Source organism: Chryseobacterium sp. S90, from assembly GCF_047444895.1.
GTDB lineage: Bacteria > Bacteroidota > Bacteroidia > Flavobacteriales > Weeksellaceae > Chryseobacterium.
This window is the reverse complement of sequence record NZ_JBLGCX010000002.1, coordinates 269739-282529: the sequence shown is the minus strand read 5'-3', so window position 1 is coordinate 282529 and position 12791 is coordinate 269739. Positions and strand designations below refer to the sequence as shown.

At 35.3% G+C, this 12791-nt stretch carries 7 protein-coding genes and 1 tRNA gene; 4 read left to right on the top strand and 4 right to left on the bottom strand.

The window, feature by feature from the left end:
• Positions 1–271 precede the first annotated feature (271 nt).
• The 4 genes from ACLMCG_RS09020 (at position 272) to ACLMCG_RS09005 (ending at position 5127) form a co-directional block, all read left to right on the top strand.
• Positions 272–1510: an aspartate kinase gene (locus tag ACLMCG_RS09020; protein ID WP_223599282.1), complete on the top strand. Its 1239-nt coding sequence runs from the start codon at positions 272–274 to the stop codon at positions 1508–1510.
• 22 nt (positions 1511–1532) lie between these two features.
• A complete protein-coding gene (locus ACLMCG_RS09015) occupies positions 1533–3374 on the top strand; it encodes a lysophospholipid acyltransferase family protein (RefSeq protein WP_142718592.1) in 1842 nt (613 codons plus the stop codon).
• A 108-nt stretch (positions 3375–3482) separates the two neighbouring features.
• Positions 3483–3555: transfer RNA gene (locus ACLMCG_RS09010), tRNA-Phe, on the top strand.
• A gap of 225 nt (positions 3556–3780) precedes the next feature.
• Positions 3781–5127, top strand: coding sequence for a DUF3472 domain-containing protein (locus ACLMCG_RS09005; protein ID WP_413960562.1), 1347 nt, complete (start codon positions 3781–3783; stop codon positions 5125–5127).
• 92 nt (positions 5128–5219) lie between these two features.
• Here ACLMCG_RS09005 and ACLMCG_RS09000 read toward each other — a convergent pair whose 3' ends face one another.
• From ACLMCG_RS09000 to ACLMCG_RS08985, 4 genes are read right to left on the bottom strand one after another with little or no spacing between them, the layout of a single operon-like run.
• Entirely contained in the window at positions 5220–6413 is a 1194-nt protein-coding gene (locus tag ACLMCG_RS09000) for a hypothetical protein (protein WP_413960563.1), read from the bottom strand.
• Between the two features lie 51 nt (positions 6414–6464).
• Positions 6465–7757: a hypothetical protein gene (locus ACLMCG_RS08995; RefSeq protein ID WP_413960564.1), complete on the bottom strand. Its 1293-nt coding sequence runs from the start codon at positions 7755–7757 to the stop codon at positions 6465–6467.
• 12 nt (positions 7758–7769) lie between these two features.
• Positions 7770–11954 carry a TIGR02594 family protein gene (locus ACLMCG_RS08990; protein WP_413960565.1) on the bottom strand — a complete coding sequence of 1395 codons (4185 nt, stop codon included), beginning with the start codon at positions 11952–11954 and terminating at the stop codon, positions 7770–7772.
• An 18-nt stretch (positions 11955–11972) separates the two neighbouring features.
• Entirely contained in the window at positions 11973–12767 is a 795-nt protein-coding gene (locus ACLMCG_RS08985) for a hypothetical protein (RefSeq protein ID WP_413960566.1), read from the bottom strand.
• Positions 12768–12791: the final 24 nt, after the last annotated feature.

The following is a 12791-nucleotide window of genomic DNA, read 5'->3' as shown; positions in this document are numbered from 1 at the left end:
ATTTAATTACAAAAGAGCTTATTAACTGTATTCCAATATGATACAAATAAAATCAAGCACAACACAGTGCGGTTATTAAAAATAATGTCTCCGGATTTGTTATATCAGAGACTGGAAAAATTCAAATTATTTCATTAATTGTTGATTTTAAGGAAATCTTAATTCGATCTCCGGGTCAGGCTATTTCATATCTCGTTGTAAATTTATAATTTTGACGTCCGTAAAAAACTCATGTAATTTTTTATCTAACAATTTTATTTTTAACAATTTAATGAAAATTTTCAAGTTTGGTGGAGCATCTGTAAAAGATGCCGAAAGTGTGAAAAACGTGTCTATGGTTCTAAAAAGCCAGGGATTTGCCAAATGTTTGCTGGTGATATCAGCAATGGGCAAGACGACAAACGAGTTGGAAAAAGTTGTAGAACTTTATTTCAAAAAAGATAACTATCAAACTGAGATTGAAAAGATAAAACGAAAACACATGGAGATTGCGGAAGGTCTTTTTCCTGAAAATCATGCGGTTTTTGCAGAAATCAATCTCTTTTTCGATGATATTGATTCTTTTTTAAGAAGAAATAAATCTCCCAACTACAACTTTGTTTACGATCAGGTAGTAAGCTGCGGAGAAATGATTTCCACGAAAATCCTGAGTGAATATCTGAATGAAATTCAATTTACCAATCAATGGCTTGATGCCAGAGATTATGTGAAAACGGATAATTCATATAGAGAAGGTACGGTGGATTGGGTGAGAACTGAAGAATTTATTTCTAATCTGAATCCTGAGATCTGCTATGTAACCCAGGGATTCATTGGTTCTGACGAAAACAATTTTACGGTAACATTAGGAAGAGAAGGTTCAGACTATTCTGCTGCTATTTTTGCTTATTGCTTAAATGCTGAAGCGATGACGATCTGGAAAGATGTACCGGGAGTAATGACAGGAGATCCAAGAAAATTCAATGACGTCTCTCTTCTTTCCAACATCTCTTATGAAGAAGCGATTGAAATGGCTTATTACGGAGCAAGCGTTATTCACCCGAAAACATTACAGCCATTACAGCAAAAAAGTATTCCTTTTTATGTAAAATCTTTCGTAGATCCTACTAAAGAAGGAACCAAAGTAGGTGCTTCCGACAAAAACCAACAGGAAGAATCTTATATTCTAAAAGAAAATCAGGATCTTCTGAAAATATCAACAAGAGATTTTTCTTTTATTGCAGAAGACCATATGAGCTTAATTTTTGGATATCTGTCTAAATATAAGATCAAGGTTTCTCTGATGCAGAATTCTGCTATCTCACTGGCATTGTGCCTGGAAGATAAATTTAATCATATAGATGAACTCAATCAGGAGCTTCAAAAAATTTTTAAAACCGAAGCAATTAAAAATGTATCTTTATTCACAGTAAGAAATGCGAAGATGGATCACATTGATAAATTTTACCATGAAAAAAATGTATTATTGGAACAAATTTCCAAGAATACTCTTCAAATGGTAACACAATAATATTAATTGCGACTAAACACACATGAGTTTAATTTCGAAAAACGATCTGATCAAAGCTTCCGGCTTAAGTAAACTTGGGTTCCTCAAGAATCCGGTAGCATCTGCTGTGATGAGCATTGCTAAAATAAACGAAGTAAATAAATTATACGACAAACTAAAAGATAAGGAAGGCAAAGACTTTTTCGACTCATTTGTAAGAGAAAGAAACCTAAGCTATGTAGCTTTTGAAGAAGATCTGGCAAAGATTCCGAAAACGGGACCGTTTATTCTGGTTTCAAACCACCCGCTGGGTGCAATTGACGGAATTTTGATGTGCAAGGTCTTATCAGAGGTTCGCCCGGATTTCAAGGTAATGGGAAATTTCCTTTTGGAAAAGATCAAACCAATGGAACCGTTTGTAATCGCTGTAAATCCTTTTGAAAACAGAAAAGAAGCTTACAGCAGCTCTTCAGGAATGCGTGAAACACTCAAGCATTTACAAAACGGAGGCTGTGTAGGCATTTTCCCTGCAGGAGAAGTTTCCAACAAGAACAATCCTTACGGAGAAATTTTAGATAAGGAATGGGAAAAAACGGCACTTAAGCTTATAAGGATGGCTAAAGTGCCGGTAGTTCCTATGTATTTCCATGCTAAGAACAGCCGTCTTTTTTATCAGGTGGCTAAGCTTCATCCGAATTTACAGACTTTGATGCTTCCCGCAGAAATGATGAATGACAGAGAAAAACCTATCAGAATCAGAATCGGGCGCCCAATCACTGTAAAGGCAATGGATGACATGGAAACAATTGAGGAATTGGGAGAGTTTCTGAAACGTAAGGTTTATATGATGAAATCTTACTATGAAAAAAGAAAATCTCTTGCTCAAAGCATCAATCTTCAGAATTTATCTGTGAAGTTTCCTTTATTGAAAGAAGAAAATATTGTTCAGAATATCATTGATGAAACACCTCTGGAAGACATCATTAAAGATGTTGATAAATTGAGAGGAACTGATAAAATGCTGTTCAGTAACGGAAATTACGAAATCTACTTTACCACTTACGAGGAAATCCCTTCTATTATGAGGGAAATCGGACGCCAGAGAGAGCTTACTTTCCGTGCGGTAGGTGAAGGAAGTAATCTTCCGTTTGACCTTGATGAATATGATAAGCATTACCATCATCTTTTCCTTTGGGACAATGGTGAGAAAAAACTGGCGGGTGCTTACAGAATGGCATTAGGTAGAGAGGTCATGAAGAAATATGGCATCAAAGGCTTCTATACAAGCTCTTTATTTGAGTTTGAACAGGACATCCACCCTTTCTTTAAAAAGGTAATTGAAATGGGCCGTGCTTATATCTGCCAGGAATATCAGCAAAAACCGCTTCCACTCTTCCTTTTATGGAGAGGGATTGTACATGTATGCCTGAGAAATCCTGATCATAAATTCCTTATGGGCGGTGTGAGTATTTCGAATAAATTTTCGGAATTTTCAAAATCTCTGATGATTGAATTTATGCGTTCCAATTATTTTGATTCTGCAGTAGCACAATATATCACTCCAAGGAATGAATATAAGGTAAAGCTTCGTGACAGGGATAAAAATATTTTCTTTGAGGAAATGGAATCTGATCTTAATAAACTGGACAAAATTATTGATGATCTTGAGCCTGAATTGAGACTGCCTGTTCTGATCAAAAAATACATCAAGCAAAATGCAAAAGTAATTGCATTCAACGTAGATCCGAACTTCAATGATGCGATAGACGGATTGATGTATATCCGAATCAGTGATCTTCCGGAAAACACGATCAAACCGGTATTGGAAGAGATGAGTGAGCAGATCAGAAAGGAGCAGGAAAATAATCCGGCTGATAATCAGTAAGTTTTTAACTTTATTCAAAAAAAGTACGATGAATACTTGCTTTGTATACTAAAACTTACTACTTTTGCATCACTTTAAAACAACGAAGTAATAAACAAAAACATAAATGGTTTCTTAGCTCAGTTGGTAGAGCAATGGATTGAAAATCCATGTGTCCCTGGTTCGATTCCTGGAGAAACCACTTGAAAACCTCTAATTCAGTTTAGAGGTTTTTTTGTTTTTATATACCTCTCTTTTCCTCCTAATATTTCCCAAGAATATTGAAAAACGATGATTTAAACCTATTATACTTTTAGACAACGAATCTGTTCAAAAAAATAAAAATTAATCAAAAAGATGGGAATTAATTTTTTATTTGATCGGTAAAACTTAATTTAGTATTGTAAACCAAATTACAAATACTATTATGAGAATAAAATTATTTGCCGATACTTTTCTGGGTGTCGCTCTGCTTGTTTTTCAATCCTGTGCAGAAACACCTATGGTAACAGAGGACACTGCTGCTGCACAAAAAAATGTCTCAGCATTAAAGAACGCATTGTCCTTCAATGTACCTGTTGCCGGGAATTCTTTTTTTACAGTAAAACCTTCGGGAGCCAGCGAAGTGATCACTTCCTCCAATTTAGGTAACTGGACCAACTCCTCAACTGTTATCAGCACTTATTTCAGAGTAAGTAATACAGGAACATTAAACATCGGGCTAAAAGCTTCTGTTCCTTCGGGTACAAGCGTTGTAAAAATAACCATAGGCAGCACATCCAAAAATGTTACTTTAACGGGATCAGGGTATAAAGATTACTCTGTTGGAGATTTTACCGTTACCACGCCGGGTTATGTAAAAGTTGATCTTCAGGGCGTCTCTAAAACCGGTGGTTACTTTGCAGATGTAAGTGATGTGACTTTCAGCGGTACAGCTTCTACAGGCACCAATGTTTACAGTAATGATCCTTCTTACTATTATTGGTCGCGCAGAGGACCTTCCTGCCACCTGAACTATGTAATTCCAACTACCAATAATGTCAGCTATTATTACAACGAAGTAACAGTTCCTGCAGGAGAAGATAAAATTGGTTCTTATTTTATGGCTAATGGTTTTAGTGCAGGCTATTTTGGAATGCAGGTGAATTCTGACACAGAAAGAAGAATTTTATTCTCTGTGTGGAGCCCATTTGATACTGATGATCCGAATAATATTCCTCCTGACCATAAAATTATTCTGAACAGAGCAGGTGCTGGAGTAACAATTGGAGAATTTGGTAATGAGGGTTCTGGTGGACAAAGCTATTATAAATACAACTGGAGTGCAGGACAAACCTATAAATTCTTATTAAAAGGCGAACCGGACGGAACCGGGAAAACAGATTTTACAGCCTGGTTTTTATCACCTGATACAACAACATGGAAACTGATCGCCAGCTGGAAAAGACCTCAAACCAGTACTTATCTTAAAAGCTTCTATAGCTTCGTTGAAAATTTCAATCCTGAAAATGGATATCAGGGCAGAAAAGCAGAATTTAAAAATCAGTGGGTAAGAACTTCAAACGGAAGCTGGATTGCTGTTTCGGGAGCAAAGTTTAGTGTAGATAACACCTATAATGCAAAACAAAGAATAGATGCAATGGGAGGAGCGGCCGGCAATGCTTTCTTTTTACAAAATGGAGGATTTTTTAATACAACTGTTGCACCCGGCACACAGTTTTCTGTTACAGCACCTTCGCAAGCTCCTAATATCGATTTTTCAACGCTTCCTTAAAATTATCATTTAAAATAATCAGCCAGTTCCTAAATACTTTAAGAACTGGCTTTTTATTTTGTCCATTGTCAAGACACATTTATTTTTATAAATTAATCCGGGGCACCTACGCTATCAAATCCTTCGGCATAGGCCATGACTTCTTTTAAATTAGATAAATTATAGTAATTATTCTTTTGCATTTCTTCTTTTAGCTGGGACCATTTAATTTTACTTCTTGAATCATCTTCAAAATATGCTCCTAAAATATTCCATCGCGGATCCCAACCCTCCTGATTCCTATGATTCTTTTTGAAGAGAAAATCATAGGTATTTGCCAGATAAGCTACCATTTTAATTTTCTCTTTTTCAGAATAATTATCGTATTCATCTGTCTCTAATAGTTTTGAACAGAACTCCATTAATCCAAATAAATCTTTAGGATTTGAACTCCTTTGATAGCTATCAGCCAAACTCTGCAATATTCCATTCCGTATTTCTAATTCTTTATTGCAGTTTTTAGCGAAGATAAGCTCTCCTATTTTATATTGATCTTTAAGTTGGATATATTCATTAATAAGCATTTCATTAAACTTAGGCTCTCTATCATAACCAAAATTTTTAACCAATAACTTTATAAAGTTTTTATCATGAGTTACCAACCAGATGATATATGTCTTATTATCATTGAACAAATACATATTTCTGGCGATGATTCTCTGAACATTTGTTTTTCTTTGTTCTTTTAAACCAGTCATATCTTTCCAATAAAATATTTTCACATCTTTTATACGATTATTATTCTCTGCATCACTTTCAAATCTAGATAATTCAGAGCTTTTGGTATAATCCAGTACTTCAGGAATACTGTATAAATCTGAAATGAAAAGTCCATTCTTAAAAATATAAGTGCTGTATGGATTTACATCAATACTGTTTGAATTTTTATACAATTTCAAGTCTTTCGAACATTTATCTTCAAAATTGATATGTAAGTACTTAGATTCTGATTTAGGATCAATTACCCTTTTGAAGATTGTATTAATTTTCTTGATGAATTCTTCTGCATCTGGTTTCTTATATCCATTATCTTCTAATTCTTTTGCTATAATAGATTCAGTAGCTTCTATATCTTTTAATGTAAACTTATAGGTTGGGTAATCCGTATCATTTTTTTCAGTTGCTCCAGCTGAAAGCTGTGACTTAAGAACAGGCAGAAAAGAGTTTTTTATATTCAACGATGTATTTTGTGAATACAATTCATTCAATATTAAGATAGTCAGAGAAATTATAATCTTCTTTATCATTGTTGTGTTTTTAAAATAAAAGCACAGTTAGATTTAACTGTGCTTTCAATATTATTTTTTAGGATGCTGTTTTCTCCATTCTGTAATATTCATAGGTTGATTGTCTGGACCGCATGTTCCATTGTATTCACATTCTTCTACGAAATATTCATCATAGTCTGCATTGTCCCACCATTCTTTAAATTTTGGAAGATTGAAATAATTATTTTTCTGTAAAATATCTCTGGAGCTATTACCCAAAAAGAAACGCAATCTACCCATCATTTTTGTTCCGTCATTATAAGAAGGATTGTACTTATATTGCTCAGCAAAATAAGCCAGATTAGCCATTATTTTTACTTTTTCAGTTTCTGTCAAAACTTTTGATTCAGGATTATCATTATTCTCCAGATATTCTAAATAAGATTTAATATTATCCAGAATAAATCTGTTTTCAGAGGAATCATTAGGAAGATAGAGTTTTTGCAATACTTTAAAGGTATTGGCATGAAGTCTTACACTTTCGTCACAGTCTTTAATCCAGAATAGTTTACCATAATCTGACGGATCTTTTTTATCAAATTTTGATCTTTCAACAACCCATCTCAATAAATCAGGATCTTGTGTATATCCAAATGTTTTTACTAAAGCATCCATAAAATATGAATCATTAAGGGTAAGCCATTTGTATTGAGCTTTATTATCATTAAACAGATAGAGGTTGCGCGCAATTAATGTTTGTATATTTTTCTTTCTCTGCTCCTTCAGATTGGAAGTATCTTTCCATAAATATTTCTTCACTTCATTTCCGTTTGCATCTTTATAGGTTTTTGAAGCTGAATTTTCTTCCTGAGCCGTCTCAGTGTATGCTTTCTGATAATCAATAATTGCGGGCAACGGATAAAGATCAGTAATAAAATTTTGGTTTTTAACAACAAACATTCCATTATTTTCTGCATTATTTGGAGTGTAGTTTAATCCCTTATCACACTTATCAATAAAGTTAATATACAGAAATTTACTGGCTGAGTTTTTATCAATAATCCGGTTAAATATCTGCTTTACTTTGTTATTAAATTCTTCATTGCCGATGGTTTTATAACCGTTATCCAAGAGCAACTGGCTTAATATAGGAGCTGTTACTTCCAAATCTTTTTCAGAATACTGGTATGGATTATCAAAAGAAGGTTTTCCATATTCTAACTGTTTTTTTAGCATAGTATTAACATCTTGATTAAACTGCAAACCTGCCGAACTTTCTTTAACATCAATCACATTAACATTATGATTATCGCCTTTTTTATCCTGGCATGACACCAGAACTGAAGAGATAACAAGCAGACTCATTAATATTCTATGTTTCATTTTCTTTTTTATTTAAAGTTCAGATCCTTTTGCACCAGGATTTCCTTTATATTCCGGTAAATTATAATCTGCGTCTGTAATTTCGTAATTTGTTGGGACTACATAGGCATAATAATCAGAAATTTCATAAGCTACACAATACAATTTTTGTGATTGATTACCTCCTAAAATAACGACTTTATTTCCTTTTTTCCCAGCAACAAATCCTACATGCCCGCCTCCTGTTCTTGTTTTCACAGCAATTGCTCCGTAAACAGGTTTTTTCAGGTCTTTTCCTTCTTCCCATTTTGCCCATTTTAAGGCCCTTACTGCATCATACCCTTTATCAGTAGTAACTCCTTCGTACCCGTAATGTTTCATAATCCAGTTGACAAAAGCCGCACACCATGCAATAGTTGTTTCATTCTCTGTACCATTTTTCATTGCATTTTCATAAGGAGTTCCATCAAAAAACTTCTGGATTTCTTTATTGGTTCCGGTTTCAGCCAGATTCTTCGCTTCTTCTTTCCAAACCAGGCCCATCCATGGTGCTCTTCCTTCAAGGTTTGGCATTACCACTTCTCCATCGCAGACTTTCTTATCGTATTTAAACCATGTTTTTAATTTCCCTAAAGCCTTTTTACGACCTTCCCATCCTATTGGTGGCTTTTCTAATCTATGTTCAGGAGAATATCCATTTAAAATTTTCCCTTGTAAGAAAAAATATTTCTCCTCTTCTTCTTCCATTAGAGTTCCAAGTTCTGTAAGACTTTTTCCTAATCCTTTACTAAAATATGTACGTTTCCATGCAAAGGTTTCTGTCAATTCTTTAGAATATGTTTTTTTGGGGTCAAGCTCCCATAAAGGGACTTTTTTAAAATTAAAAATCCAACCTCCCACATCAACGGCATTATGAAGATCTTTGGAAATAAGATCAGCATTATCACCCAAAAATTTATTTTCATCAGCATATTTATCTTTTCCATAATTCTTATAGGGTCCCGGATTACTATAGTATCCCTTTTCATCAGCTGTTCCTGTAATCTGAAGTATACCACGTCCTTTATATTTACTTACACTTGATAAATGTTTACTCTCTTCTTCCTTACTCTGTACAAAAAAGCCGGTTTCTTCTGATACGTTTGCCAGAAATGATATTTTCTGCATACATCGATTAATTCCATTGCTGGCGAACATAGCATTAACCTCAGCAGTTAAGCTCTTAATAGTTTTATCAGTAATATCACAGCTTTCTTTTATTCCTTTCCAAATTTCCGTGCCTCCTGTCATTGTTTTAATGAGGTCTTCCATTTCTTTATCTGTAAAACCACGATTACAATAACATGTTTTCTGTTTTCTCACTTCTGCCATTTCAACCACTATGGGCACTACATCATTATCAATAGCTTCGGGTGTTTCCTTTTGAGAAACTTTAAGACACCCGTTTTCATAGAAAATAAACTGTTTCCTTAGTTCCAGCATTTCCTGTTGAATAAACGCAGTTCCATCTTTCTTTTTAGCATGAATCCCCAGTTTTTCCATATCCTCCGTCCGAACCAGATCAGCAGGAAGCGTACTATTGATTGTAAACTGGCTTTTTTCTATTTTCCAGACTTTCTTTTTAGGATCGGTAGGATCTTGCACTTGCCGGGAAACCTGTGCTATGTAGTAATCAAAGTTTTTTGGTGGATTTTTCCATTCTTCTTTGGCTGTGAAAGAAACTTCGAGCAAACCGTCTTTTCCTGTTTTTTCTTCGTTGTAGCTTTGTTTGCTCTCGTGGGTATAGGTTATATGGTCTTTTTCATTTAATCCTTCTTTAGGAATCTCCTTTAAAACGTCAATCTTCAGAACTTCTTCTGTCATATTGACGGTATGTACCCAAAGTTTATGGGTTTTACCATAGAAAGTCTGTTCCCGCTGAATATCTTTACCGTTTTCTGTGGAGAACATGATAGAAACAATTTTCTGTTCGGAAGTGATTATCAGTTCTTCATTTGAATCCAGAACTTCAAGGTAGGTAGTAGTATTGTCTATAACTACTGGACGTGTTCCCAAAATGGTAATATTTCCGGGAAGAACAATATCTGCAGATGAGCTTGCCTGAAGTTCTATTGTAAATACCAGGCGGTAAGATGGGTTCGGATTTTCCGTTGTTTTTGGAATAGCTGCCGCCAGTTTTTTCTTATAATCATCATTGGTGGTAATAAGGAAGGAAGCCTTACCTTCATTGTTAAGGGTAACGGTTTTTTCCTCCAGCATATATTTATCTTTCTCTTTGTAGAAATCATCTCCTTCACCCTTTACCCATACTTTTACTTTTAAAGCCTGGTTCTGAAGGCCATCAATTTCAAGAAAGCCATACGTCTCCTCTCCAAAACCAGTTTCAGTACGTTTCACTCCTGTTCCATAGGCCCAGAGCGCTCTTTTTATGGTAGGTTCTGAGACTTTTACTTTCGCTTCAATTTTCTTCCCATCGGTATAATCTCCGGTTAAATAGGCAGAAATGGTATATTCTCCGAGATCATTAAATGTAATGGTTCCGTCCCCGTTATTGGTCACCTTATCCGGAACTTCTATTTTTATAGCTTCATTGCCAGCCAGTGTTGCAATTCTTGCTGTGGCTGTATATTTTATTTTGGTTCCTTTTGGAATATTGGTGGCGGGAAGGGTGAATTTATCAATTACATTTTGGATCACCTCAAAATTAAAACAGTCTGATCCGGAAAATCCGGGCTGCTTTCCTTCTCCAACCGGACTGGCATAGGCTTCCAGTATATATTTTCCGAAATACTGATCACTGCCCAGTTTTGCATCATTATACAGCAATTCAGCTACTTTTTTACTGATGGCACCTGTCTTGAAAGAAGGTGAGTTTTCAAATAAAGCCACTCTTCCAATTCCTTCTTTTTTAAGATACCAATATACTGAGGTCCCGGAAGGCATATAATTGACATTGAATTTGGAAGCCTGTACCTTGATGATATCACTGAATCTTACTAAACCACGCTCTCCTTTCACTCCCATTACCCCAAGGCTGTTTTCTATTTTAACTTCTATAGACTGCGGTTTGGGATCTGTGGGGTCTGTAAATGCTTCTACAGTATATTTTCCTTCATTTTTAAAAGTTAGAAATATACGATCACCAATCCCTGTTACATCCACAAGATGGGGAGAAGAGACTTCTGAATAACTGCTATAGAGCACTGTAGTTCCTTGTTTCACGGTCCATTGAACGCTATTCACGGGCATAAAGAAACCTCTGTTCAGTATTTTTGACTGATCGGCTGCACTGCTGAGTTTTCGTTCAATAGATACAGGTAGAGGGATTTTAATTAAGGTTGAAGATCCGGGGCTGACAATTTTTTTAACAAAATCCTGAACGACTTCTACATTAATAGAACATTTAGCATCCCCAGCTTTTTTACCATATGCTTCGAGTCTGTACTTCCCTTCTGCAAGACTGTCAAATATTTTACTCATAGATTGACTGAAATTGCTCCCCAATCCGATAAATGTCTTCACTTTATCTTTGGTTCCTTCTCCTTTGAAAAGGGCCCAGATAATTTTTTTCTCATCGCCTTTAAATTGCGCCTTCAAATCAAGATTATCACCACCAAAAGGATTTGTTATAGGAAATAAAGGTCCGTTCATCCCTTTGATATAGTAATAATTTTCGGTAAGCTTATCTGCTGGTATTGGTCTTATCATCGAGATTGATGATACTGAAATGCTTGCTTCAGACGCAGCAGATGATGGCCATTGTGGTGAAGTATTGGCTACAGAAAACTCATCCGCTTCTTTAACTTCAATCTGGGAAACATTATTAGCCTGGCCGGTAGTTGCAAAAGCAATAGTTCCGGGAACACCATACCCAGGACAATTTCCGGTAGATGCATCCAAAAGTATTTTCATACTCTTGTTGAATTCTACGTTTTCATAATAGTCTTTATATTTAATGCTGCATTTGCCTTTACAAGGATAGGTTTTTCCATCTGAACCTTTGCAGTTTCCAAATCCGTTGCCACCACCAAAACTGTCGGCTTTATCATCAAGGTAAGTTGCTACAGGTTTATTCTGTGCAAAATATTTGTTTTTGCCCAGTTTTTTTTTCTGGCTTTTTACTTCCATCGGAACGGCGGTTCCATTGGAATTGTTGGTTACCGAGCTGCTGCAGTACGCAGTGGCTCCTTCTATAATGATGTATCCTTTATCCGCCATGTCATTTGTTCATAAAGATTAAGTCATTGTGATCGTTTCCCGGTATACTGTTTTTTCTCCATCTGACAATATAAAGTCAGCTTTCTTTTTGGAATACTGTTTTTTACGGGAGTTGTATTCCATTTCTATGCTTAATTTTACCTGATACTGTCCCGCATGATACAGGTATTTCTTATCTAATTCTTCCTGTATGTTGTTTGGAACTTTGATTTCGGAAATAAAAAATGCATTAAAACCATAGTCTCTTTGTTCTGCATTGATGACTCCGGAACATTCTATATCGCCAATTCCTTTGATATTCCATACAATGGATTCTTGGTTTTCACCTCCGTTATCTACATAGTAAGGGGCGAATAACAATAGATTCCAGAAGGGTTCTTTCAGTTTGTTTTTATAAAAGACAGCTTCATCTTCCAACGCAGACAGGTATTGGTTTCTGAATACCTCAGCATTCTGGTATTTTCCCTGAAGCACTGCCGTTTTAAGTTTCCAGTTTTCTATATTTTTCTGATGGTCTGCTGCGCCCAGTAAACTTCCTTTTTCATCCACTTTTATTTCCAGCGGATAAGAGCTCTGTTCCAGGATATACAGGATTTCCATAAATTTATTTTCAGATGGAAAAGAAGAATCATCTACCTTATTTATCATCCAGTTTTTTGTATGATCTTCATTCTCTTTCTCCTGAAGTGTAATTCTAAAAGATGAATAAAACCCTTTTACTTCTCCAAATTGTATTTCAAGAGCATTCTCCACGTGATAATCATGGGTTCCTGAAGTATATTTCTGAAAAGGTTTTACTCTTGTTTCTACCATACGGGTTTTGAGTGTTATTTAATG

What these genes read in the sequence shown, in the direction of transcription:
- ACLMCG_RS09020 (WP_223599282.1), top strand. Translation starts at nt 272, where the DNA reads ATGAAAATTTTCAAGTTTGGTGGAGCATCTGTAAAAGATGCCGAAAGT.
- ACLMCG_RS09015 (WP_142718592.1), top strand. Translation starts at nt 1,533, where the DNA reads ATGAGTTTAATTTCGAAAAACGATCTGATCAAAGCTTCCGGCTTAAGT.
- ACLMCG_RS09005 (WP_413960562.1), top strand. Translation starts at nt 3,781, where the DNA reads ATGAGAATAAAATTATTTGCCGATACTTTTCTGGGTGTCGCTCTGCTT.
- ACLMCG_RS09000 (WP_413960563.1), bottom strand. Translation starts at nt 6,413, where the DNA reads ATGATAAAGAAGATTATAATTTCTCTGACTATCTTAATATTGAATGAA.
- ACLMCG_RS08995 (WP_413960564.1), bottom strand. Translation starts at nt 7,757, where the DNA reads ATGAAACATAGAATATTAATGAGTCTGCTTGTTATCTCTTCAGTTCTG.
- ACLMCG_RS08990 (WP_413960565.1), bottom strand. Translation starts at nt 11,954, where the DNA reads ATGGCGGATAAAGGATACATCATTATAGAAGGAGCCACTGCGTACTGC.
- ACLMCG_RS08985 (WP_413960566.1), bottom strand. Translation starts at nt 12,767, where the DNA reads ATGGTAGAAACAAGAGTAAAACCTTTTCAGAAATATACTTCAGGAACC.